Annotated in this window: 17 protein-coding genes and 1 pseudogene; 7 read left to right on the plus strand and 11 right to left on the minus strand. The window is 70.8% G+C overall.

From position 1 onward, the window contains the following. Positions 1-71: 71 nt before the first annotated feature. The 4 genes from ACIREO_RS16710 (at position 72) to ACIREO_RS16725 (ending at position 3,833) form a co-directional block, all read left to right on the plus strand. Entirely contained in the window at positions 72-1,301 is a 1,230-nt protein-coding gene (locus ACIREO_RS16710; protein WP_404110129.1) for an MFS transporter, read from the plus strand. Between the two features lie 256 nt (positions 1,302-1,557). Next, positions 1,558-2,940 (plus strand): uracil-xanthine permease family protein, encoded by a 1,383-nt coding sequence (locus tag ACIREO_RS16715; RefSeq protein WP_404110131.1) that lies wholly within the window; start codon positions 1,558-1,560, stop codon positions 2,938-2,940. A gap of 129 nt (positions 2,941-3,069) precedes the next feature. Next, complete coding sequence (locus ACIREO_RS16720) at positions 3,070-3,264, plus strand: hypothetical protein (RefSeq protein WP_404110134.1); 195 nt, start codon at positions 3,070-3,072, stop codon at positions 3,262-3,264. A gap of 179 nt (positions 3,265-3,443) precedes the next feature. Further along, positions 3,444-3,833, plus strand: a complete 390-nt coding sequence (locus ACIREO_RS16725; RefSeq protein ID WP_073797238.1) for a hypothetical protein — start codon at positions 3,444-3,446, stop codon at positions 3,831-3,833. A 114-nt stretch (positions 3,834-3,947) separates the two neighbouring features. Here ACIREO_RS16725 and ACIREO_RS16730 read toward each other — a convergent pair whose 3' ends face one another. From ACIREO_RS16730 to ACIREO_RS16745, 4 genes and pseudogenes are all read right to left on the minus strand, one after another. Continuing rightward, complete coding sequence (locus tag ACIREO_RS16730) at positions 3,948-4,214, minus strand: hypothetical protein (protein WP_404110136.1); 267 nt, start codon at positions 4,212-4,214, stop codon at positions 3,948-3,950. Positions 4,215-4,289: 75 nt separating this feature from the next. Continuing rightward, positions 4,290-4,657 (minus strand): annotated as a pseudogene (locus ACIREO_RS16735) (transposase); the annotation flags it as partial. Continuing rightward, complete coding sequence (locus ACIREO_RS16740) at positions 4,653-4,739, minus strand: hypothetical protein (RefSeq protein WP_404111054.1); 87 nt, start codon at positions 4,737-4,739, stop codon at positions 4,653-4,655. The gene ACIREO_RS16740 and the pseudogene ACIREO_RS16735, both read right to left, overlap by 5 nt. Before the next feature lie 195 nt (positions 4,740-4,934). After that, positions 4,935-5,090 carry a DUF6131 family protein gene (locus ACIREO_RS16745; protein WP_404110139.1) on the minus strand — a complete coding sequence of 52 codons (156 nt, stop codon included), beginning with the start codon at positions 5,088-5,090 and terminating at the stop codon, positions 4,935-4,937. A gap of 222 nt (positions 5,091-5,312) precedes the next feature. On the opposite strand from ACIREO_RS16745, the gene ACIREO_RS16750 reads away from it, so the two are divergent. Continuing rightward, positions 5,313-6,182 carry an SDR family oxidoreductase gene (locus ACIREO_RS16750; RefSeq protein ID WP_404110142.1) on the plus strand — a complete coding sequence of 290 codons (870 nt, stop codon included), beginning with the start codon at positions 5,313-5,315 and terminating at the stop codon, positions 6,180-6,182. A 106-nt stretch (positions 6,183-6,288) separates the two neighbouring features. On the opposite strand, the gene ACIREO_RS16755 is transcribed toward ACIREO_RS16750, so the two are convergent. Next, positions 6,289-7,473: a zinc-dependent alcohol dehydrogenase gene (locus tag ACIREO_RS16755; protein ID WP_404110145.1), complete on the minus strand. Its 1,185-nt coding sequence runs from the start codon at positions 7,471-7,473 to the stop codon at positions 6,289-6,291. A 570-nt stretch (positions 7,474-8,043) separates the two neighbouring features. Between ACIREO_RS16755 and ACIREO_RS16760 the strand changes: the two genes are divergently transcribed. Next, positions 8,044-9,303, plus strand: coding sequence for a polyprenyl synthetase family protein (locus ACIREO_RS16760; RefSeq protein WP_404110147.1), 1,260 nt, complete (start codon positions 8,044-8,046; stop codon positions 9,301-9,303). Positions 9,304-9,536: 233 nt separating this feature from the next. Here the strand turns inward: ACIREO_RS16760 and ACIREO_RS16765 are convergent, their stop codons facing one another. Genes ACIREO_RS16765 through ACIREO_RS16790 form a run of 6 tightly spaced genes read right to left on the minus strand, consistent with a single transcriptional unit; the run spans position 9,537 to position 15,570 of the window. After that, positions 9,537-10,763, minus strand: a complete 1,227-nt coding sequence (locus ACIREO_RS16765) for a beta-ketoacyl-[acyl-carrier-protein] synthase family protein (RefSeq protein ID WP_404110150.1) — start codon at positions 10,761-10,763, stop codon at positions 9,537-9,539. Further along, positions 10,760-11,020, minus strand: a complete 261-nt coding sequence (locus tag ACIREO_RS16770; RefSeq protein WP_404110153.1) for an acyl carrier protein — start codon at positions 11,018-11,020, stop codon at positions 10,760-10,762. Before ACIREO_RS16770 ends, ACIREO_RS16765 begins: the two co-directional genes overlap by 4 nt. Further along, positions 10,984-12,030 (minus strand): NAD-dependent epimerase/dehydratase family protein, encoded by a 1,047-nt coding sequence (locus tag ACIREO_RS16775; protein WP_404110156.1) that lies wholly within the window; start codon positions 12,028-12,030, stop codon positions 10,984-10,986. Before ACIREO_RS16775 ends, ACIREO_RS16770 begins: the two co-directional genes overlap by 37 nt. Beyond that, positions 12,027-13,601 (minus strand): AMP-binding protein, encoded by a 1,575-nt coding sequence (locus ACIREO_RS16780; protein ID WP_404110159.1) that lies wholly within the window; start codon positions 13,599-13,601, stop codon positions 12,027-12,029. Before ACIREO_RS16780 ends, ACIREO_RS16775 begins: the two co-directional genes overlap by 4 nt. Beyond that, positions 13,598-14,554 (minus strand): alpha/beta fold hydrolase, encoded by a 957-nt coding sequence (locus ACIREO_RS16785; protein WP_404110161.1) that lies wholly within the window; start codon positions 14,552-14,554, stop codon positions 13,598-13,600. Before ACIREO_RS16785 ends, ACIREO_RS16780 begins: the two co-directional genes overlap by 4 nt. Continuing rightward, positions 14,548-15,570, minus strand: a complete 1,023-nt coding sequence (locus tag ACIREO_RS16790; protein ID WP_404110164.1) for a 3-oxoacyl-ACP synthase III family protein — start codon at positions 15,568-15,570, stop codon at positions 14,548-14,550. The genes ACIREO_RS16785 and ACIREO_RS16790 overlap by 7 nt, the downstream gene beginning before the upstream one ends. A gap of 152 nt (positions 15,571-15,722) precedes the next feature. Between ACIREO_RS16790 and ACIREO_RS16795 the strand changes: the two genes are divergently transcribed. Beyond that, a complete protein-coding gene (locus ACIREO_RS16795; protein WP_404110166.1) occupies positions 15,723-23,165 on the plus strand; it encodes an SDR family NAD(P)-dependent oxidoreductase in 7,443 nt (2,480 codons plus the stop codon). The last annotated feature ends 62 nt before the right edge of the window (positions 23,166-23,227 follow it).

Genomic DNA, 23,227 nt, shown 5'->3' on the forward strand with positions numbered 1-23,227 from the left:
TACGGCCCGCACCGCGCGATGCGGCGCCGGGGACACCGGCGGGCCGGAATTTCCAGGGGAGGGCACGGCGTATGACTCAGGACTCAGCGGTCCCGGTCTTCGGTATGGAGCAGATCAGACGGGCCAGATACGCGGTCGCCGCGGTCTTCGCCGTGCACGGGGCGGTGACCGGGAGTTTCGCGACCCGGGTCCCGTGGATCCAGGACCACGCCTCCGTGAGCGCGGGCCAGCTCGGTCTCGCACTCGCCTTCCCCGCCATCGGCGCCTCGCTCGCCATGCCACTGGCCGGCAGCGTCAGTCACCGTTTCGGGGCCCGGACGGCCTTGCGCGGCCTGCTGGCGCTGTGGACGCTGGCCCTGATCCTGCCGGCCCTGGCCCCGAACCTGCTCACGCTCTGCCTCGTGCTGTTCGTCTACGGGGCGACCGCCGGAATGTCGGACGTCGCGATGAACGCCCTCGGCGTCGAGGTGGAGAACCGGCTCGACAAGTCGATCATGTCCGGGCTGCACGGCATGTGGAGCGTGGGCGCCCTGATCGGTTCGGCGGCGGGCACGGTCGCGGCGCACATCGGGGCCGACGCCCGCCTGCACCACACCATGGCCGCACTGGTGCTGACGGCGCTCGGCCTGGCCGCCTGCCAGGGTGTCCTGGACCTGCGCAGCGCGCCCGACGCGGAGCCGCCGCCGCGCTTCACCCTGCCGCCGAAGTCGGCGCTGGTCATCGGGGCGGTGGGCTTCTGCGCGGTGTTCGCCGAGGGGGCCAGCATGGACTGGTCCGCGGTGTACCTCCGGGACATCATGGGCAGTTCGGCCGGGCTCGCTGCGGCGTCGACCACGGCTTTCGCTCTCATGATGGCCATCGCCCGGATAGCCGGGGACAGGGTCGTCGACCGCTTCGGTGCGGTGCGGACCGTACGGGTCGGAGGCGTTCTGGCCACGGCCGGCGGGCTGCTCGTGGTGCTGGCGCCCGGACCGGCCCTGGCGCTCACAGGCTTCGGGATGCTGGGCCTCGGCGTGGCGGTCGTCGTCCCGCTGGCGTTCGCGGCGGCGGGACGCAGCGGAACGAACCCGAGCCGGGCCATCGCAGGCGTCGCCACCATCACGTACACCTCCGGGCTCATCGCCCCGTCGGCGATCGGCTCGCTGGCGGAGGCGACCTCACTGCTGGTGTCGTTCGGCCTGGTGACGGTGCTGGCGTTCGGCCTGGTGCTGGGCGCGGGAGTCCTGCGGGCGGGCGACCGCAAGGTCGCGGAGGGCGGCGTACCGCAGCCGGCGCCGGCCAGGAACCCGGCCGGCGGCTGACGCACCGCGAGCGGAGGGGCGGAACGACAGGTTCCGCCGGCGGCGGGGCCGAGCGCGAGGCCCAGCCGCCTCGGCACTAGCATGGCTCTGATCTTTTCCGCGGATGGACCCCAGGGCGCACCGCGGACGACAGGGCCTGCCGCGGGTGAACACCAGCCCGATGCCTCTGACCCGAATGTCCCGCCGATGACCGCTACTGTCCGAGCTCACAGGCCGGACCTCGTCACCACCCAGCAACACATCTAGGAGCAAGACCATGGCGGGCTTCGGCTGGAAGCTGCACGGCGACGGCAAGAGCCTCGCACCGGGCGAGGTCGTACGATCGGACGAGCGGCTCACCTGGGGCCGCACCGCCGGCCTCGGTGCGCAGCATGTGGTCTCGATGATCGGGGCCTGCTTCGTCGCCCCGATCTTGATGGGGCTGGACGCCAATCTTGCCGTCATGGCATCGGGTGCGGCCACCATCCTCTTCCTGCTCATCACCCGTGGCCGTATCCCCAGCTATCTCGGCAGCAGCCTGTCGTTCATCGGCGTGGCTGCCGTCATCAAGACCCAGGGCGGCGACGCGGCAACCCTCACCGGCGCACTGCTGGTCGTCGGAGCGGTCCTCTTCCTGTGTGGAGCAGTCGTCCGTGCTCTTGGCGCCCGCGTCATCCACGCAATCCTGCCACCGGTGGTCACCGGCGCGGTGGTCATGCTCATCGGGTTCAACCTGGCTCCCGTCACCGCCGGCACCTACTGGCCCCAGGATCAGTGGACCGCGCTGCTCACCATGCTCTTCACAGGCTTCGCCCTCGTCGTACTGCGCGGCTTCTGGTCCCGTATCGCGATCTTCCTCGGCCTGGCCTTCGGCTACCTGATCTCCTGGGTCTTCGACCGCGTCTTCGGCAAGATCCACTCCCCCGCCGGAGGCACCGAATCGGTCGACCACTGGCGTCTTGACCTCTCGGGAGTGGCCAAGGCCGACTGGATCGGGTTTCCCACCTTCCACGCCCCGAGTTTCTCCCTCTCCGCAGTTCTCGTGGCTCTGCCCGTCGTCATCGCGCTCATCGCCGAGAACGCCGGGCACGTGAAGGCTGTTGGCGAGATGACCGGCGACCCGCTGGACGACAAGCTCGGCACGGCGATCATGGCCGATGGTGCGGCCACTGTGATGGCGACGTCGGTCGGTGGCCCCGCCACGACCACGTACGCCGAGAACATCGGCGTCATGGCCGCCACCCGCGTCTACTCGACCGCCGCCTACTGGTGCGCCGCCGGCTTCGCGATCCTGTTCGGTCTCTGTCCCAAGTTCGGTGCCGTCGTGGCTGCCATCCCCGGCGGAGTCCTCGGCGGAATCACGGTCATCCTCTACGGCATGATCGGCCTGCTGGGCGCCCAGATCTGGGTCCGCTCCCGCGTCGACCTCTCCAACCCGCTCCACCTCGTGCCCGTAGCAGCGGGACTCATCGTCGGAATCGGCAACGTCAGCCTGACACTCACCGACAACTTCGAGCTCAGCGGCATTGCGCTGGGGACTTTGATCGTGGTCGTCGGCTACCACGCCCTTCGGGCCCTGGCGCCTGCGCACATGAAGGACGAGCCGCCGCTCACCGAATCGGACAACAGTGGGTACGACCGAGGTCTTGGCGAATCTTGATCCCAGGCGCACTCGAGGCCGTTTCTTGAACCGAGTGGGCGGCCGGGGCCAGGTCGGGAGGGTTTGGGCGCACGCGCCGGCGTCGGGGTCTGAGCGTGGAGGTTTCTGAACCCGGTTCAGGCGGGGGCCGTGGTCACCCGCGCAGTGTGCCGCCCGGCCGCTTCCGACGCTCCCGTACCCGCCCAGGCGGGTGGGCGCCGGCTGATGCCGGTCGAGCAGGGCGCCGACTTCCGCCCGTCGCCCGGCGAGCCCGAGCCCGCCCCGGCCCGACGTCCGCTCGCCCCCGGCGGCCTCACCTTCTCAGACCCGGACCGCCATATCTGAGCACTACTACCACGGGTTGCGCCACGTCCAGGACCAGCTCACCACCTAGCCCCACCGCCCGGTGCCGGCGCCACCACCTGGAGAGTGGTCGTAGCCGGCCTGGCTCCCACCTCGGATACCGTATTCCTCTACGGGGCGCCATAACGGATGTGACGCCCCCCACCGGAGGTAGTCACCGTATGAGTTCAAAGCGCAGCAAGAATCCAGCCCTGCCCGTACTTGACGACGCATTCCGACTCGCGTCGGTCAAGGACGCCGAAGAGTCCACCCGTGACTTGGCCGCGCGGCTGGCCACCACTGAGCTGCGCCGCGTTTCCCACCCGGGCCGGGTCACCTGGGAGCCCACCGATCAGGCCGAGCCCGTACCGGTCCCGCCGACTGTGGTCGACGGTGACGGGGACCTGTGGCTGCGGGACCGGGGCACTGGCACCTGGACCATGCCCGAGTTCAACCCGAAGGAGTTCCCGGCCCGCTGTGGCGAGGTTCTGACGTGGAACCAGCTTGCCTGCGAGTTCGGGCCGCTCACCGCACTGGCCGACGACCGCCGCATCGGCGGCGGCCGGCGCTGACCGCGCAGCCTTCTGGGACGACCGCGCCCCTGAAGCGCCCGTTACGGGTAGCCGGGAGCTCCAGCTCACCGCCGAGCTCGACGATGGCGGCGAGCAGGTGAGCGTGGTGGTCGGTCACGATGTCTCCATGTGGCAGCCGGATACGTCGTCGCTGTCGGCGGGGTCGGGGTGGAAGAAGCGGGTGTAGCGGAGACCGGTCTCCGGAGTGATGTTGAACACCGCGCATAGGTGCTGCTGGTCATCGCCGGTGACGGCGGCCTCTTCGAGGATTCGGTCCTCGCGAAGTTGCTGGGCGGTGACCGGGAGGCCGCGCAGCAGAGGCTGCCTCCAGCCGGTTGTGACCGGGGCCCCGAAACCACAGGGCCAGTCGTGATCCAGCACGTCCAGAGTGGTTGAACCTACGCAGCACGGGACCTCGGCCGCGAGCGTGGTGAACCCGGGATGTCGTGCTGCTGATCAGGCGGGTCGGATGGTCAGGCCGGTCTCGGCGAGACAGCCGTCTATGAGGTGGCTGCGGTACTGGATGTGCCGTAGGCCACCCGGACGGTCCGGACGAGGTGTTCTGGGGTGCTGAAAGCGACGTTCGAGAGCCATCCGCGCCGCAGGAGGGACCAGATGCCTTCGACGGGGTTGAGGTCGGGCGCGTAGGGCGGCAGGTAGTAGATGGTCAGCCAGTCGCGGGATTCGGCGAACTTTCTCAGGCCGGCTGCTTTGCGGACGTTGAGGTTGTCCCAGATGAGCACGGTGGGGGCGTCGAGTTGTTGGTGGGCGGCGATCAGCAGGTCCCGGTAGTCGCGCCAGGAGAAGCTCGTGCGCCCGTCACGGTTGGGATTGCGGGCCGCCCTCGGCCCCCGCGTCACGCCATCGCTGGACCGAACGGACACCGACCCGCAGATCTCTGGCGATCGCGGTACCGCCCTCGCCCCGGGTGGACCGCTCGGAAGCCTGGAGCCGTAACTCCTCGCGGAACTACTGCCGTTCGGCCGTCAGCCCGCCCCCTTGTGGATACCGCATGACTCCGGTGATACCGCAGCCACCGGCCAGCCGTCACCCCCTACGACACCACGCGTTCAGCCTCAGCAGATACCCCCTCGCTGACGACTACCAGTAGTGCCGACGGCCACCGACAGCATGGCCTACGGCCCCGAGAATCCACAGAACAGCCCCGATGGCAAGCAGAACTATCCCGATGGTCCACAGGATTGCGATTCCCGTCACGAAACCGATGACGAGGAGAATGACGCCGAGGACGATCATGGTGTCCTCCCTTGGTGCTCAACGCTCCTTTCAGCTTAGGCGCCACGCCGGTGGGATGCCCGTCAGGCCATTTCTTCTCGGCGCTCACCCTCGGCCGTGCGACACCCGCACTCCTCCGTACGCCGCCCCTCGCAGGCGCCGGTCCGCAAGGGCAGGGAGCATGTGCGGAAGGGCGCGAAACCCGACTGCCTGGTTCCGAACGACCGACATCGAGGAGTTTCGGTGGGTGCTGACAAGCACGTTCTGCGAGGCCGTACCGCTGTGGTGACGGGTGCCGCCCGAGGCGTAGGGAGGGCCGTCGCCTGCCGGCTGGCCGAACGGGGTGCCCATGTGGCCCTGCTCGGGCTCGAGGAAGAGGCGCTGGCCGAGGTGGCCGCTGGGCTTCCGACCCCGTCGCAGCACTGGCACGTGGACGTGACGGACGACGCGGCGATGTCAGCAGCCGCCGAGGTGATCCGTAGCCGGCTGGGCCGGGCGTCCATCGTGGTGGCCAACGCGGGGGTCGCCGAAGGCGGGCCCTTCGCCGAATCCGACCCCGACACCTGGCGCCGCGTGATCGAGGTCAACCTCGTGGGCAGTTCCATCACCGCGCGGGCGTTCCTGCCCGATCTGCTCGAGACACGCGGCTACTACCTGCAGATCGCCTCACTGGCATCGATCGGCGCGGCACCGATGATGAGCGCGTACTGCGCCTCCAAGGCCGGGGTCGAGTCCTTCGCCCAGTCCCTTCGCGCCGAGGTGTCTCCCCGGGGCGTCGGTGTGGGGACGGCGTACCTGAACTGGACGGACACCGACATGATCCGCGACGCCGACCAGCATGCCGTGCTGCGGGAGCTGCGCGCGCACATGCCTCGTCCTGCCCGCAAGGTCTACCCGGTCGGGGAGGTGGCCGAAGCGTTGGTGAGAGCTGTCGAGCGGCGAGCGCCGACGGTCTACGTCCCGAGGTGGCTGCGGAGCGTGCAGGCGGTACGCGCGCTCCTTCCGGGACTGGTCACCCGGCTCTCCCGTCAGGAACTGATGCGATCGGATTTTTCGGCGACCGGCCTGCTGGGCGCGGGCGGACGGGCAGCCGTACCCAGCCGACGTGCCTGACGGGTGACATGTCCGGACGCGGAGCCGCCCTGACAAGGGCTCCGATGCCGACGCCTGGGTCGCGATCGGTCCGGCTGGACAGGGGGCGGTTCATTCCAGCGTGGTGTCAGGGGGTGAGCAGCGTCTTGACCATGCCGTCCTGCTTCGCTTGGAAGGTCTTGTACGCCTGGGGGCCCTCTTCGAGTGGCAGCCGGTGGGTGGCGAAGCTGTCCACGCCCAGCGGGTCGGCGTCGTCGAGGAGGGGGATGATGCTGTCCACCCACCGCTTGACGTTGGCCTGGCCCATGCGCAGCTGGATCTGCTTGTCGAAGAGGGTCAGCATCGGCACGGGGTCGATGGCGCCGCCGTAGACGCCGATGACGGAGATGGTGCCGCCGCGGCGGACCGCGTCGACGGCCAGATCGAACGCCACCATGCTGTCCACTCCGGCGCGGCCCATCAGCTTCTCCCCGACCGAGTTCGGAAGCATTCCGGCGAACTGCTGGACCGCGTTGGTGACGGGTGCGCCGTGCGCTTCCATGCCGACGGCCTCGATGACGGCGTCGGTCCCGCGTCCGTGGGTGAGGCGGCGGATCTCGTCGGCGACGTCCTTGCCGTGCTCTTTGACGTCCAGGGTGTGTACCCCGTTCGCGCGGGCGCGGGCGAGGCGCTCGGGCACGAGGTCCACTCCGATGACGAGTTCGGCGCCCTGGTGCAGGGCGATGCGCGTGGCCATGTCACCGATCGGGCCCAGGCCCAGCACCGTGACGCTGCCGCGCTCGGGGATATCGGCGTACTGCACGGACTGCCATGCGGTGGGCAGGACATCGCTCAGGTAGACGAACCGGTCGTCCGGCGGGCCGTGCGGCACCTTCACCGGCAGGGTGTTACCGAAGGGCACCCGCAGGAACTCCGCCTGTCCACCGGGCACCTGGCCGTAGAGCTTGGAGAAGCCGAAGAGGGAAGCGCCCATCCCGCGCTCCTTCACCTGGGTCGTCTCACACTGCGAGTGCAGGCCCTGGCCGCACATCCAGCATGTCCCGCACGAGATGTTGAACGGGACCACCACCCTGTCTCCCGCTGACAGTGCGCTGACCTGCGGACCCGTCTCCTCGACGATGCCCATCGGCTCGTGTCCCAGGATGTCTCCCGGGTCGAGCCAAGGGCCGAGCACCTCGTACAGATGCAGATCGGATCCACATATTCCGCTTGACGTGATCTTCACGATGACGTCGGTCGGGTCCTGAATCTTCGGGTCCGGGACGTTGTCGATGCGAACGTCGCGCTTTCCGTGCCAGGTCAAAGCCCTCATGGTCGCTCCTCACATCGTCCGCTGAGTCGGCTCCCGGCCGGGGGCGGCGAGGCGGTCGGTGCCTCGGTCCCGTGAGAGGGGCCGAGTCGCGCGGCGCGAGGCGTTTGCATCCGCGGCGGCAGGAGGGGAGGCGCGTGCCCCGGCCGTTGCCTGTACCTCGATCGTCACGCTCACCTGGGGTGACCGCATGTCGATCATGCGGTGTCCGGGCGGGCTGCGTAGGCGTAGGCGTAGGCGTAGGCCACAGCTGAGGTGCATCACGCCGGTGCGGGCGTCAGGGCTGCTCTCCGGACGGTCAGCGGAACACCGGCCTCGCGAGCGATGCATTCCCCAGCCACGCTTGCATCCGGGACAGGCCAGGCCCCACCGGCGGATGACCCGAACGGGTCGGAGGCTGCAAGCTGATCGCGTGTCCGGGCCCGAGCAAAGCCTGAAGTGGCCGCGGGTCGTGGTCCCCTCGGATCACCCGCCTCCAGCTCTGCCAGATGCCAGGCAGCCCAGCCGAACGACTACGGGCACGTGCATGCAGGGCTGACGCCGCACACCGGCCCGCGAAGGAAGAGAGGTGCGATGCTCCGCAGCAGAGCTGGGGAAGACGGCTTCATCTGTCACCGGTTTCAGCCGGATACGGGAACGACGACGGCTGGTGCGGACCGTTCCCGGATCGACGACCGCGCCGGTCCGCCGAGCGCCGACGCCCGGTCCGTCGACGAGGACGTCGTCGCCGCCGTGCTGCGTACGGCACAGGCTGTTCTGCGGGACAGGGTCGCCCAGGCAGAGTCCATCGACTCCGTCTTCTCGCGGGACATTGCCGAACGTGTCGCAGACTTCACCCTTGAGGGGGGTAAACGCATGCGGCCCCAGTTCCTCTGGTGGGGCATGCGTGCATGCGGTGGGGGCAGGTCGACGGACATCGATGCGGCACTCCGTCTCGGGGTGGCCGTGGAACTCATCCAGACCTGCGCACTCGTCCACGACGACGTGATGGACGCTTCGCCACTGCGCCGGGGCCGCCCCGCTGTGCACGTCGATTTCGCGAGCCGTCCGGGTCCGGCTCCCCATTCCGTGCTCGGCGATTCGTTTGGTACGGCCGCCGCGGTACTGGTCGGAGATCTCGCTCTGGCCTGGGCTGATGACACCGTCGCGGAAACGGCGATGGCCCCGGCGACCCGACAGCGGGTGCGGGGCGTCTGGCGGGTGATGAGGAGCGAGATGGTGGCCGGGCAGTACCTCGACCTGCATGGTCAGGCTTCCGGATCACGCTCCGCAGCTCGCGCCATCCGGACTGCCTATCTGAAGAGCGCCCTGTACTCGGTGGTACGTCCACTGACGCTGGGAGCCGCCCTTGCGGGCGCCGGCGAGTGCACCACCCGTGCGCTGGCCTCGGCCGGTCGCTGCGCCGGTCTCGCCTTCCAGCTCAGAGACGACCTGCTCGGGGTCTTCGGCGACCCCACGGTGACCGGTAAGCCGTCGGGGGGTGACGTCCAGGAGGGCAAACCGACCTACCTTATGGCCGTGGCCCGGTCACGAGCGGGTGCGGGGGAAGGTGGCGGGGCTGCCCGGGCCGTTCTCGATGCCGCCGTGGGCCGGGCCGATCTTTCCGACGAGGCCCTGGCCGAGGTGCGCGACGTGCTCGTGGCCACCGGGGCGCGCGCCGAGGTGGAGGACAGGGCCGACCGGCTCATGCAGCATGCCGCCCGTCATCTGGCCGGGGCTGCCGTCCAGCCGGATGCCAGGCACCGGCTCCTCGCACTGCTGCGGAGCGTCGGCGGCACGCGCTCGACGCCGCCACGCTCCGCGACGGCAGTCCCTCCTGCGGACGCCCCCTGACCGCCGGCTGCCGGGCCCGGTCCGCTGTGGACACGCCCGGAACGGGCCCTCCCATCCGCAGAGCCTTTTCTGACCGCCCCTACAGACGGCCCGCTTCATCGACCTGCCGACGGCCCGCTCGGAGATCAGGATCGCGCAGTCCCTCCAGCACACAACCAAGATCCACTGGAACAACGGCACCGGGCACCCCCCGTAACGGCCTCTCCAGAAGGTGTCCTGACGGCTCGTATGGGTCAGGAAGCTCTGGCCAGAGCGAGGACGACGTTGTGGCCCCCGAAGCCGAAGGAATGACTCACGGCTGTACGGATGTCCTGCGGGCGTGGTCGTCCGGTGACACAGTCGATGTCGAACTCGGGAGCCGGAGCCTGCAGGTTGGCGATCGGTGGCGCTGTGCGGTGCTCGACGGCGAGCACGGTGAGTGCCGCCTCGATGGCTCCTGCCGCGCCCAGGCCGTGGCCGAGCACCCCTTTCGGTGCGGTGACGCTGGGGCGGTGCGGCAGCGCCCGGGCGATCAGAGCCGCCTCCCCCGCGTCGTTCAGCGGGGTGGAGGTGCCATGCGCGTTGACATGGTCGACCTCGTGCGCGGCCAGCCCCGCCTGTGCCAGCGCGATGCGAAGGGCCGACTCGGCGCCCTTGGCTCCTGGGTCCGGAGCGGTGGGGTGGTGGGCGTCCGAGGTGTTGCCGCAGCCCACCAGCCGGGCGCGGGAGCGGGCGCCGCGGGCAGTGGCGTGCTCCACGCGTTCCAGGACGAGGACGCCTGCGCCTTCCCCCATGACGAAACCGTCACGGTCGGCCGCGAAGGGCCGGGACGCCTCGGCGGCCGCGTCCGCACGTCGGGACAGGGCCCCCAGGCGCCAGAAGCCGGTGGTCACCAGGCGGCTGATCGTCGCTTCCGTGCCTCCGGCAACCGCGATGTCGCACTGGTCGGACACCAGTAGGTCGCGGGCCACCGCGATGGCGCTCGCGCCGGAGGCGCAGGCGGTGGCCGGCGCGAGGCTGGGGCCGTGAGCCTTGAGGTCGATGGAGACCTCACCGACCGCCATGTTCGAAATGATCTGGGGGATGGTGAGTGCCGAGACCATGTCGGCGCCCAGCTCCTCCAGGCGCCTGGACTGTTCTTCGTACACCGCGCCTGCTGGGAGTCCGCAGCCGATGACGACGGCGACCCGAGCTCCCTTCCAGGTGCTGGGATCGAGGCCGGCGTCGCGTACGGCCTCGCGGGCGGCCAGCACCGCGAATTTCGCGTCCCGCGACATGCGCCAGGCGGTACGCCCGATGCGCTGGTCCAGAGCATCGGACGAGAGCGGGACACGGCAGGAGAAGTCGACGGGCAGGCCGGTGAGCGCGGGGTCGGGGGTCGCGGTGCCCACGCCGCGACAGACCGCGCTCCAGGTGGCCTCGGCGCCTTCTCCGGCCGGAGTGATCAGACCGAGACCGGTGATGACGACGGGAGCCGTCATGACGGTGCCACCGGCCTCGCGCCGGCCGCACGCAAGGCGTCGAGGTGGTCGGCGACTTCGGCGACGGTCCTGCCGAGAGCGGTGTACTCGGCGCTGATCTTGACCGCGAAGCGTTCGTGCAGGATGAGCACCATCTCTGTCAGGGCCAAGGAGTCCATGCCCAGTTGCTCCAGAGTGGCCTGCGGGTGAATGAGGTCATCCGGGACACGGAAGGAACTGGTCAGGACGGAACAGAGGGTGTCGTAGGTTTCGGGCACGGCGAGTCCTTGCTGTCGTCGAAGGCGGAAGGTGCTGTCCGGGTGAGTTCCGCGAGGCCGGCCTCGAATCCGACCGGCGGTTCGAAGGACAGCTCACGGCGCGCCGCGGTCAGGTCGAAGTAGTGCGGTTGCAGCAGTTCCGCCACCAGGAAGCGGCTCAGGGCCAGGGTGCGCGGGCTGCGGATCATGCGCAGGCTCGTGTCGCTGACGGCAGCTGCTGCCGTCGCCAGACGTGGCGGGACGGCACACCAGCGGGCGCTGATACCCGCGGCCCGCAGGAAGTGGTGGGCGATCTCGCGCAAGGGGCGCGGGTCGTCCTGGCTGATGAAGTAGGCGCGGCCGCCGGCCTCGGGTGACCGTTGCAGGCGCTCCAGGGCGAGGAGGTGGGCGTGGGCGGCGGTGCGGAGATGGGTGGTGTCGACGAGGTTGCTGCCGTCGCCGGGCATCAGCAGGCGCCCGGCCCGTACGGCGCGGGCCAGGGCGGGGGCGAAGTGGGGGTCGCCCGGGCCCCAGATGATGTGCGGGCGCAGCGAGACGGTGGCCAGCTCCGGGCTGTGGGCCGCGAGCACCAAGGCCTCGGCCGTGGCCTTGGTCCGGGGATAGGCGGCCAAGTAGCCGGCAGGGCGGGGGAGTTCCTCGGTTACGCCCTCCAGGCCACCGGGCCGGAAGGCGACGCTGGCGGTCGAGGTGTAAACGAGGGTGCGCACCTGGTGGGCACGGCACTGTTCGATGACGTTGCGTGTGCCCACGACGTTGGTGGCCCAGTAGGGCCGCATCGGGCCGCTGACCCCTGCCAGCGCGGCGTTGTGGATGACGGCGTCGCAGTCGGCGACGGCGCGGGAGACGGCATGCGCATCGGCGAGATCGCCCAGGTGCTGTCGGACTCCCAGCTGTTCCAGAGCAGTGCTGGGGCGGCGGCCGAGCGAGGAAGTGACGATGGAGCGCGCCGTCAGCCGACGGCAGATCTCCAGACCCAGGAACCCGCTCCCTCCGGTGACCAGTACCTTCATCGCGTCCTCTTCAGCCGCTCGGCGGCCCAGCCCGCCAGCCGTGGGCGGTCGATCTTGGAGTTGTGCCGGGGATCGGTGGGAAAGCCGGGGTGCAGGAGCAGGGCGCCGACGCGGTGTCCTTCCGGGTGGCTTCTCAGGGCGGCGCGTACCGATGCCAGGGCTGCGGCGCGGGGGGTCGAAGGCATCGGCTCCACGCACAGGACGGGCAACTGGCATACGGCCGTACCGACGCCGACCAACGCGGTACGGCGAATGCCCGGAGCCGTGTCGGCCACGGTCTCGATGTCCTCGGTGGTCATGGTGAAGCCGGTACCGGTGACGAGGTGGGCCTTGCGGCCGAGGAACCACAGCTGGCCCCGGTCGTCGAGCCGGCCGAGATCTCCGGTGCGGTGCAGTACGCCGTCACCGGTGACGCTCTTCGTGGCAGCGTCCGCGTCAGGACGTGCGTGGTAGGCGGGGCTGACGGTGGGGCCGGCGACGGCGATCTCGCCGAGTCCGGTGGGGTCCGCGTCCAGGATCCGGGGACGGACGCCGGGCAGCGGCCCGCCCAGGCACGTACCGGCCTGCCCGTCGGGCGGCTGGATGCGTGAGGCCCGCAGGTCGTGGTCGTCGATCGCGGAGACGGGCAGGCATTCGGTGGCGCCGTAGACGCTGAGGATCTCGGTGGCGTCCGGCACGGCCTTACGCAACGCTTCGGCGAGGTGGAGACGTAACGGCGCCCCGAAGGACAGGATCTGACGGACCGAGGGCAGGGTGATGCCGTGGCGGACGCAGTGACCGGCGATCAGGGTGAGCACGGCGGGTGAGGCGACGATCTTGGTGACTCGGTGCTTCAGGATCGGCTCGACGAGTTCCTTCGGCGATGTGCGTGCCGGGGACAGGTGGTTCACGGCCGGGGCGAGGGTGGTCAGGCCCAGGAGCGGTCCGAGCATCGCGACCGGAGGGAACCCCGCGAGGAGTACGTCTTCGGGCCGGGGACCCAGCAGAGTGGTGAGCGCGTCGAGTTGGCCCGCCAGGGTGGCGTAGCGGTATTCCGCGCCTTTGGGACGTCCGGTGGAACCTGACGTGAAGGCGATGACGGCCAGTTCGTCACCATCAGGCTCCTGCGCATGCAGGGTCGGGACACCGCCGCCCGGCGCCCGGGTCGCCAGGCGGCGGCCCGGAACGAGCATCGGCCGGCCGGTGACCAGGGGGATGCGGATGTGGGGGCGGCCCCACCCCAGGACCTGGCGCCCGAGCTGGGCCAGTGGTTCGCCGATGAAGACGTCCGGCGCGATGTCCTGCAGGCAGCGGCGCACCTCGGCGCGTGGCTCGATCAGGACGGGTACGGCACCGAGGGAACAGAGGGCGTAGACGACGGCGGTGAGGTCGTAGGCGTCGCGGGTCATCACGACGGCCTTGTGGCCGGGCCGGACACCGGCCTGGTGCAGGGCTTGCGCGGTGCTGTGGCACCCCTGCACCAGCCGGCCGCGGCTGATCGTCCACGAGGTTCCCCTGCGGCAGCGGATGAGCGCGGTGGCGTCAGGCCGGTCGGCCAGGCGGGCGATGAGGCCTGGGGCGGTCACGGTCATCGGGTTCCTTGCAGGAAGTCACGGATGTGGTCACCGAGTTCGACTGCCGCGTCTTCCATCACGAAGTGTCCGGCCTCGGGGAACCGGTGAATGGCCGCGTGGGGACAGCGGCGGGCCCACTCCTCCAGCAGTTTCGGGGTGAACACCGGATCGCGCATGCCCCAGCCGATGAGCATGGGCAGCGCGGTCGGACCGGCGTCGGCGCCGGAAGGTTCGAGCAGCCGCCACACGGGATCCGCGTCGTCGCGCGGGATCGCACGGACGGCGTCGGTGACGGCCCGTCGCTCGGAGCGCCGGGCGACGGGCCGGAGGAAGGCGCGGCGCTCGTCCGGCCGCAGTGGGTGGTGCACTCCGGCGCGCACAGCGGTGCGCGCGAAACCGTTGGTGAGGTGCACGGCGTCGGCCACCAGTGGGTGGTCGCGGATCCAGCGCAGGTAGAACGGCAGCCGGAAGTCGCCGGGCCAGGGGAAGGCCACGGTGTTGCAGATGACCAGACGGGTCACGACTCCTGGGTGTCGCAAGGCCCAGGCGATGCCGAGCGGGCCGCCCCAGTCGTGCAGGACGAGCGTCCAGCCTCGTTCGGGCAGCCCTTCGTCCTGCACCAGATGCCGGTGGAGGAGGTCAAGGTGTTCCAGCTGGACTCCGTAGGGGTCCGGGACTCCGGCGGCCGGCCTCAGATGCCGGGACAGGCCGAAACCGGGCAGATCGGGTGCCAGGCAACGGGCGTGCGGGGACAGCCGGTCGATGAGTTTGCGCCACGCGTAGCTCCACGACGGATTGCCGTGCAGGAACAGCGCCGGCTCCCCGGAGCCGAGGTCGAGGTAATGCTGCCCGGTGGCCGGCACACGCCGCCAGTGCCGGGGGGCGGGGTAGCCGGGCATCAGCCGTTCCAGCGCTGCGGCGCGGTCCGTTTCGGTGAGTGCCGGGACGCGGCCGGCCCGTGTGCTCACCATCGGACGAGGGCCAGGCCGAAGCTGAACCCGCTGGCCACGCCGATCATCGCCACGACGTCCCCGTCTTCGACGCGGTCGGCTTCCCGCGCCTTGACCAGCTGCAGAGGGAGTGAGGCCGCCGCGCAGTTGCCGTGTTCGGCCACCGCGGGCATGCACAGGCTCTCGGGCAGGGCGAACGTGTCGAGCATCTGCCGGTACTGCGGCATGGCGATCTGGTGGAAGGCTACGAAGGCTCCGGCGCGTGCTGCGGCAAGTTCGTCGCCGGCGACGGCAAGGGTCTCGGGAAGCACATCGAGCAGCCCCTGGCGCAGGTCGCCGTTCAGACGCAGCGTGGTGTGGTCGTCGTGGACGGAGCGCTGGTGCATGGTTCCTCCGCCGGACACGGTGCAGGCTTCCCAGGCGGCGGAGTTGCTGACGAATCGCATCGCCATGATGCCGGGGCTGTCCTCGCCGGCGGGCCCCGCGGTGAGCACCATCGCGGCTCCGGCATCGGACGCGGTGTAGCCCGGCAGGGCTCTGAGCAGTGCCTGCCGGTCAGGGACGTTCCAGCGCGTCACCAGGGAGCCGGACTCTCCGCAGGCGATCAGGACGGTGCGGTAGCGGCCGGTCTCGATGAACGACGCGGCCGTCTCCATGGCGTTGAGCACGCTGTTGCACGCGTTCTTGACGTCGAACACCGGGCAGGTGGCGCCCATCTTGGCGGCCACCAGGTGTGACGTGGCAGGTTCGATCAGGTCCGCGGCGGTAGCGGCGAACAACAGCAGATCGATGTCGCCGATCCGTAGTCCGGCCTCGTCGAGTGCCTTGCGGGCCGCTGCTACAGCAAGGTCGGAAGCGTTCTCTCCGTCTCCTCTCACATGGACGCCGCGCACTCCGGTGAGATCCTCGAGCAGGCCGGGTGGCGGTGCGTAGGCCCCGCTCTTCGCGATCTTCTCGCGGATCTCGTCCATGGTTCGGTAGCGGGTCGGCAAGTGGGCAGCGACGGCTGCGATGCGAGCACGGGCGGGTTCGGGCACCGCGCAACCGTAGCGGCGCCCTGTCGCCGGTCGGACCGAAAAATCGTCCGCCGAGTGGCCTTCACCTTAACGAGTGATCTCTATTCGCTTTTCGAATCCGTGATGCCTTTCAATCCCCACAAAGTCTGCAATCGGTGTGAAAAGGCGGGGTCATGGCAGAGCGGCAGCGTGAACGGTCCGTAGCGGTGGTGGGTGTCGGTTGTCGACTTCCCGGAGGAATCACCGACCTGGACGGACTGTGGTCCACGCTGCGTGACGGGCAGGACATGGTCGGCGAGATGCCCGCCGACCGGCTGCCCAGGGACAGGATGGTCGACCCGGGGGCCGTGCGCCCCGGCCGCAGTTACACCGCCGCCGGAGGGTTCCTCGCGGACGTCGCCTCCTTCGACGCCGCCTACTTCGGAATCTCCCCAGCGGAGGCGCGGCACATCGACCCGCAGCAGCGCCTCCTGCTGGAGATGGCCGCGGAGGCACTCGACGACGCCGCCATTCCCGTCGAGTCGCTGGCAGGGTCGGACACCTGCGTCTACGTGGGGGTCTCCGACCCCGCCTACGGCACGACGCTCACACTGATGCAGGACCACAAGAGCCCGCACACCATGCCCGGTGCCACGCTCTCCATCACGGCGAACCGGATGTCGTACGCCTTCGACCTGCGCGGGCCCAGCATGGCCATCGACACCGCCTGCTCCTCCGCGTTGGTCGCCGTGGACCGCGCCTGCCGCACCCTGCACGAGGGCTCCAGCCGTGTCGCCCTGGTCGGCGGCGTCAACGTACTGAGCAGCCCCTACTCCTTCGCCGGATTCTCCTATGCGGGCATGCTGTCGCGGCGCGGACGCTGCGCGGCCTTCTCCGCGGACGCCGACGGCTTCGTCCGTGCCGAGGGCGGCGGGGTGCTCGTCCTCAAGCGTCTTGAGGACGCGGTGGCCGACGGGGACCGCATCCACGCCGTGCTCGCGGCCACCGGCAACAACACCGACGGCCGCAGCACCGGCATGGTCGTGCCCAGCGCCGAGGTCCAGGAGGCGCTGCTGCACGCGGTCTACGCTGAAGCCGGGATCAGCCCGGACGACCTGGTGTACTTCGAGGCCCATGGCACGGGCACCCAGGTCGGGGATCCGGCGGAAGCCGAGGCCATCGGCCGGGCGCTGGCCCGTCACCGGCGGAACGGCCCCTTGCCGGTCGGCTCCGTGAAGACCAACCTGGGCCACCTCGAACCCGCCTCCGGAATGGCGGGCCTGCTCAAGGCGATCCTGGTACTGCGGCACCGGATCGCGCCCGCGTCCCTGCACGCCCTTCCGCTCAACCCGGCGATCGACTTCGGCGCCCTCGGGCTGTCCCCGACGGTCGAGCCGGTCCTACTGCCCCAGGGGCAGGCCGCGGCAGTAGGCGTGAACGCCTTCGGCTTCGGCGGAGCGAACGCCCACGCCGTCCTGACTCCGCCCCCTTCCGTTCCTCGGCCCGACGCGGGGCGGCCCCCCGGCCTCCGCCCACTGCCGCTGGTCGTCTCCGCGCGCTCTCCCAAGGCTCTGAAGCAACTGGCCGCCGGGGTGGCAGAACGCTTGCGGGCCACGCAGCCCGACGAGTTCTACGACCTCGCCTACACCAGTACGGTGCGCCGCAGCGCCCACCCGCACCGCGCCGCGGTCATGGCCGCCGACCCGCAGGACGCCGCGCGGCAGCTGGACCGGCTGGTGGCAGGGGAGCCCGCCCACGGAGCGATCGTGCGAAGGAACGCGCAGGGCGGCACCGTCTTCGTGTTCTCGGGTAACGCGTCGCAGTGGCCAGGCATGGCCGCCGACCTGCTGGAGCACGAGGCGGTCTTCCGCGCGGCCGTCGAGGAGGCCGACGCCGCCCTCGCCCCGCACCTGGGCTGGTCGGTGGCCAAGGAACTGGCGTATCCCTCCCCCCGCACGTGGCAGCGTACCGAGGTCGCCCAGCCGGCCCTGTTCGCCGTACAGGTGGGCCTGACCGCGCTGCTGGCCTCGCACGGATTGCGGCCTCAGGCGGTGGCCGGGCACAGCGTCGGTGAGGTCGCCGCCGCCTACGTCGCCGGAGTCCTGACCCTGCAACAGGCGGCACTGGTCATCGCCGAACGCAGCCGCACCCAGGCCACCACGGCGGGCAGAGGCCGCATGGCCGCCGTCGGACTGGGCGAGCAACAGGCACGCGAGGAACTCCTGCGCTACGACGGTGCGCTGGAGATCGCGGGAGTCAACAGCGACCGTGCCGTGACCGTCGCCGGCTCCGCCGACGAACTGGCCTCATGGGGGCGGGAACTGACAGGCCGCGGCGTCTTCTTCCGCGAACTGGACCTGGACTACGCCTTCCACAGCCGTGCCATGGACCCCATCGAGGAACAGCTGTGCACCACTCTGGAAGGGCTGGCCCCCGGCACCGCCCGCATCCCGTTCGTCTCCACCGTCACCGGCACACCGCTGAGCGGGCCGGAACTGGACGCGCGCTACTGGTGGCGTAACGTCCGCGAGCCGGTCCGCTTCGCCGAGGCCGTCACCCACCTCGTGTCCGAGGGCGCCGGCAGTGTGGTCGAGATCGGCCCGCACCCGGTACTGCGCCCCTATCTGCGCCACACGGACATCTCCTACGTCGCGACCTTGCACCGGGACGGGGACGGCGTCCGCGAGACCGCGGGCACTGTCGCCGCGCTGCTGGCCGCCGACCCGGCCACGGACTGGCAGCTCCACTTCCCCCGCCCTGGCCAGGTGGCGGGGCTGCCCGCCTACCCGTGGCAGCACGAACGGTACTGGCACGGCACCGCGCAGGACCGCGTCGCAGGTACCAGCGGCTCCGGCGCCCTCGACCACCCCCTGGTGGGCGAGCGGATGCCTGCCCCGCACCCCGTGTGGCACGGCACCGTCGAGCCCCAGCTGGTGCCCTGGCTGGGTGACCACAAGATCGGGGACGACGTGCTCATGCCGGCCGCCGCCTATGTGGAGATGGCTCTGAGCGCGGGCCGGCGCGCCATGGAGCGCCCGGTCGAGGTGCGGCACCTGGAGATCAGCCGTCCACTGGCTCTGCCCTGGCCGGACCCGACACCGATCGCCCTGCAGACCTCCGTCACCCCCGACGACGGCGCCCTGACCATCAGCGTCCGCGAAGAACACGGCGGCGAGTGCCTGCCCGCCGTACGAGCCCAGGTCCGCACCCTGCTCGGAGCGGCGCCGCCTCCCCTCGACGTCGACGCTCTCCGGGCACGCTGTCACAGAGGCCTCGGCGGCGCGGACTTCTACCGGACGTGCCACCGCGTCGGACTGAACTGCGGGCCGGCCTTCCAGCTCATCGAGCACCTGGACGTCGGCGAGGGCGAGGTACTGGTCTCCTACCGGCTCCAGCACCCCGCTGACGCCTACACCGCCCACCCGGTACTTCTCGACGCACCGCTGCAGGCCACCGTGGCCCTGTCCGAACTCACGGCGGAATCCGCCGGCTTCCTGCCGACGGTGTTCGGATCCGTGCGCGTATGGCGCACCCCCGCACCCACCGGAATCGTGCATCTGCGCCGTCGCAGCCGCAGCGCCAACGAGATCTGCTGGGACATCACCTATGCCGACGCCGACGGCACGGTCACCGTCGAGATCGACGGCTGTCGTACCCGCCGCGGCGGCATGTCGGAACACACACCCCTGACCGTCCAGCGCACCGTTCTACGGGCCGCCCCGTACACAGACGCACCCGCGCATCCCTCTCCGCTTCCCTCTCCTGCCGAGGTGGTGCGCGCGGCCGAGCCCCGTATCACCGCGGCACGCGCCGCCCTGGACGACAGCGGCCACCACCGGTTCGTCGCCGCCGCCGAACAGGCCGGGGCCCACTGCTGGGCCAGGACGCTGCACGGCCTTCTCGCCGACCCGGCGGCCCCGTTCTCGATGCCCGACCTGGTGAGCGGAGGCCTTCGGTCCCGGCACCGCCGGCTGGTGCGGCTGATGATGCCCCTGCTGGTCGAGCACGGTCTCGCCCGTCCGGCCGGAGAGACCTGGCAGCTGACCGAAGCCGAGATCCGCTCCGAGGAACTGCTGCGCGGCCTCGTGGAGGACCACCCCGCGTTCGGCTCCGACACACTGCTCCTCAACCGGCATCTGCGCCACCTGGCCGACCTGGTGCGGGGCAGCGTCGACGCACAGGATCTCCTGCCGCCAGGGGACAGCGCGTACGACCAGCTCCGCGAGACCGGACCGTCCCACCGCTTCACCCACCGTGCCGTCCAGGCCGTTCTCGGCGACATCGTCGCCCGGTGGCCCGCCGACCGTCCGCTGCGCGTCCTGGAGATCGGTGCGACCACCGGTGCCCTGACGGCCGCCGCGCTGCCCATGCTGCCGGCCGACCGGACCCGCTACACCTGCACGGCCGCCACCGGCGCCGGTCTCACCCGCGCCGAACACCGCTTCGCCGGGCACGACTTCGTCGACTACCGCACCCTGGACCTGAACACCGACCTGACCGGCCAGAGCCTGCCCCGAGCCGGTTTCGACCTCGTCCTGGCCGGCGACGCCCTGCACGCCACCCACGACCTGGCCGCGACCCTGCGGCATCTGCACACCGTGCTGGCTCCCGGCGGGCATCTGCTGGCCACCGAACAGCACCACGCTCAGCTACAGGCCCTGCTGTTCGGCACGGTGGAGGATTTCTGGGAGCGCGGCGATCACACCCTGCGCCCCGCGTCCCGCATCCTCGCCCGCGAGGGGTGGGTACCGCTGCTGCGCCGGTGCGGCTTCCCCGACCCGGTGCGGACCGGGCCCGATGACCGCTCCGTGATCCTCGCCGCAGCCGCCCACAGCCACGCCGCCGAGACCGAGGTACCGACTCCGGTCCCTGGGGCCTCCTGGATCATCGCCGTCGAGGACGACACCGAGACGCAGACCGCACAGGCCCTGGCAGCCCTTCTCGGGGAGGCCACCGTCGTCGCCGCGTCCGAGGAGGCCGACGCCTGGGCCGGGGTGCTGACCACCGACCGCGAACCGCACGTCGTCCTGCTGCTCGCCGAACCCGGACCGCAGCAGACCGTCACCCCCCTGACCACCCGCCGCGCGGCCCTCCTGCGCGCCCTGTCCGCAGCCTGCGACAGCCTCCACGACCGCACCGGCCCACGACTGTGGCTCGTCACCCGCCCGACGGGCCTGTTCCCAGCCCCTGAGCAGCCCACGCACCCGGCCGACGCGGCCGTCTGGGCAGCGTGCCGCACACTCGCCAACGAGCGCCCCGACCTGCGCGTGCGACGTCTCTCCTTGCAACGCGCCGGGGCGACGGCCGCCGACGCACACCGTCTCGCGCGGGAAATCCTCGCCGCCGGCGACGACGAGAGCGCCCAGGAGGACGAGATCGTCCTGACCGCGCACGGCCGTTTCGTGCCCCGGCATCTCCAGCACGCGGAGGACGAACTCCCCGCCGTCCCCGCCCACACGCCCTTCATTCTGGAAGCCCGCAACCCGAGCCTGCACCGACGCCTGATCTGGCGGGAGACCGATGTCTCCGGACCCGGGGAGGGGGAGGTGGCCCTCGAGATGCGGGCCGTGGCTCTGAACTACCGCGACCCCATGCGGGCCAACGGCCTGCTGCCGCCCGAAGCGGTGGAGAACAGTCCCCTCAGCCGGGGTCTGGGAACGGACGGCGCCGGCATCGTACGTTCCGTGGGACCGGGTGTGCAGGGCCTGAAGCCCGGCGACAGGGTCTGTGGGCTCGTGCCGGCGGCCCTCGCCTCCCACGCGACGACCTCCGCCGACGCCGTCGTCCGCATCCCCGACGCGATGAGCTTCGAGGAAGCGGCGACCTTCCCCGTCGCCTTCCTGACCGTCCATCACACCCTGGTCAACCAGGCATGCCTCGGCCGCGGGGAGACCGTGCTCGTCCACGGTGGAGCCGGAGCCGTAGGCCTGGCCGTCCTGCAGTGCGCCCGCAACCAGGGTGCCCGGGTCATCGCCACCGCCGGTACGGAGACCAAGCGAGACCTGCTCCGCACGCTCGGCGCCGAACACGTCCTCGACTCCCGCAGCCTGGACTTCGTCCCCCGGGTACGGGAGCTGACCGGCGGCCGGGGCGTCGACGTCGTGGTGAACTCCCTGAGCGGCGAGGCCATCGCCCACAACCTCGACCTCCTGCGTCCCAACGGACGGTTCATCGAACTCGGCAAGCGGGACATCTACCTCAACAATCCGATGACGCTGCGCCCCTTCCACCGCAGCCTCACCTTCACCGCCTTCAACCTCGACGCCGTCATGGACTCCCCCGCCCTCCGCTCCCGTCTCATCTCGGTCTTCGACGACCAGATCAACTGCGGCTCCTACCGGCCGCTGCCCCACACGGTCTACCCCGCCGCCCGCGTCGACGAGGCCTTCCACCTCCTGCAGCACTCCCGGCACACCGGCAAGGTCGTGATCAGCTTCGACCCCCTGGACGAACCCGTCCTCGTCGAACCCGCCCCCGGCACCCTCACTCTCGACAACGACGGCACCTACATGGTCACCGGCGGGCTGAGCGGACTCGGTGCCGCCACGGCCCACTGGCTGGCCGACCACGGGGCCCGGCACCTGGCCCTGCTCTCTCGGCGCGGACCTGACGCTCCCGAGGCACCCGCCCTGCTCAAGCAACTCACCGGCCGGGGCGTACGTGCCACGGCCTACGCCGCCGACGTCACCGACGAGGCCGTGCTGCGCCGGGTCATCGAGACCGTGGACGCCACAGGACACCGACTGCGCGGCATCGTGCACGCTGCCATGCACATGGACGACGCACCGCAGTCCGAGCTCACCGATGCCCGGTTCGCCGCCGTGCTGGCGCCCAAGGCGACAGGAGCGGCACTGCTGGACCAGCTCACCGCGGACCGCGGCCTGGACCTCTTCCTCACCTACTCCTCCGTCTCCGCCACCATCGGCAACCCCGGCCAGGCCGCCTATGCGGCGGCCAACGCCTACCTGGAAGCATGTGCACGGGCCCGGCACAGCGCCGGCAAACCGGGTACGGCGATGGCCTGGGGGCCCATCAGCGAAACCGGTTACGTCGCCCGCAGCGGCATGGAGACGGCCATGGCCGAACGCGGTCTCGAACTCCTCGCCCCCGCGGAGGCCCTGACGGCCGCCGGCCACCTGCTTGCCGCCGGCACCGATGTCGCGGGAGCGGGACGCTACCGCTGGGGGACAGCGCGTCACCTGCTGCCCGCTCTGGCCACGCCACGGTTCGCCCGGCTGGTGCCGTCCTCATCCCTCGCTTCGCCGGACGACCGCAACCAGCTCCTGGGGACGCTGGCCGGTCTGCCGACCGACGAGGCAGTACAGAGGATCACCGACGCGCTCGGCCAACTCCTCGCCGGGGTCCTGCAGACCGATCAGGCCGACCTGGACCCCACCCGCCCCGTCACCGACTTCGGCCTGGACTCCCTGCTCGGCATGCAGTTCCTCGTCGGCGCACGTGATCTTTTCGCCGTCCGTCTCGCGCCGGCTGACCTGGCCACCGGACGCACCCTGAGCCACTTCGCCCGCCTGGTGCACCAGCGTCTCGACCTCCCCGGTCACGAGGCACGGACGGAGGAACAGGCCGCCCCGGAAGGGACGCCGGGCCGTACGGCTCAGCCCGTGGCCGGCATGTAGGCGTAGTCCGGAGTGAAGGAACCGGCGGATCCCTTGCAGCCGCCGGACTCCCCCGGCCTTGT

It is taken from the genome of Streptomyces sp. NPDC102441, from assembly GCF_044765585.1.
GTDB lineage: Bacteria > Actinomycetota > Actinomycetes > Streptomycetales > Streptomycetaceae > Streptomyces.

Excerpts from the sequence above, each read along its gene's own strand:
- ACIREO_RS16725 (WP_073797238.1), top strand. The coding sequence starts at position 3,444 with ATGAGTTCAAAGCGCAGCAAGAATCCAGCCCTGCCCGTACTTGACGAC.
- ACIREO_RS16780 (WP_404110159.1), bottom strand. The coding sequence starts at position 13,601 with ATGACCGTGACCGCCCCAGGCCTCATCGCCCGCCTGGCCGACCGGCCT.
- ACIREO_RS16710 (WP_404110129.1), top strand. The coding sequence starts at position 72 with ATGACTCAGGACTCAGCGGTCCCGGTCTTCGGTATGGAGCAGATCAGA.
- ACIREO_RS16775 (WP_404110156.1), bottom strand. The coding sequence starts at position 12,030 with ATGAAGGTACTGGTCACCGGAGGGAGCGGGTTCCTGGGTCTGGAGATC.
- ACIREO_RS16765 (WP_404110150.1), bottom strand. The coding sequence starts at position 10,763 with ATGACGGCTCCCGTCGTCATCACCGGTCTCGGTCTGATCACTCCGGCC.
- ACIREO_RS16745 (WP_404110139.1), bottom strand. The coding sequence starts at position 5,090 with ATGATCGTCCTCGGCGTCATTCTCCTCGTCATCGGTTTCGTGACGGGA.
- ACIREO_RS16755 (WP_404110145.1), bottom strand. The coding sequence starts at position 7,473 with ATGAGGGCTTTGACCTGGCACGGAAAGCGCGACGTTCGCATCGACAAC.
- ACIREO_RS16785 (WP_404110161.1), bottom strand. The coding sequence starts at position 14,554 with ATGGTGAGCACACGGGCCGGCCGCGTCCCGGCACTCACCGAAACGGAC.
- ACIREO_RS16760 (WP_404110147.1), top strand. The coding sequence starts at position 8,044 with ATGCTCCGCAGCAGAGCTGGGGAAGACGGCTTCATCTGTCACCGGTTT.
- ACIREO_RS16795 (WP_404110166.1), top strand. The coding sequence starts at position 15,723 with ATGGCAGAGCGGCAGCGTGAACGGTCCGTAGCGGTGGTGGGTGTCGGT.
- ACIREO_RS16715 (WP_404110131.1), top strand. The coding sequence starts at position 1,558 with ATGGCGGGCTTCGGCTGGAAGCTGCACGGCGACGGCAAGAGCCTCGCA.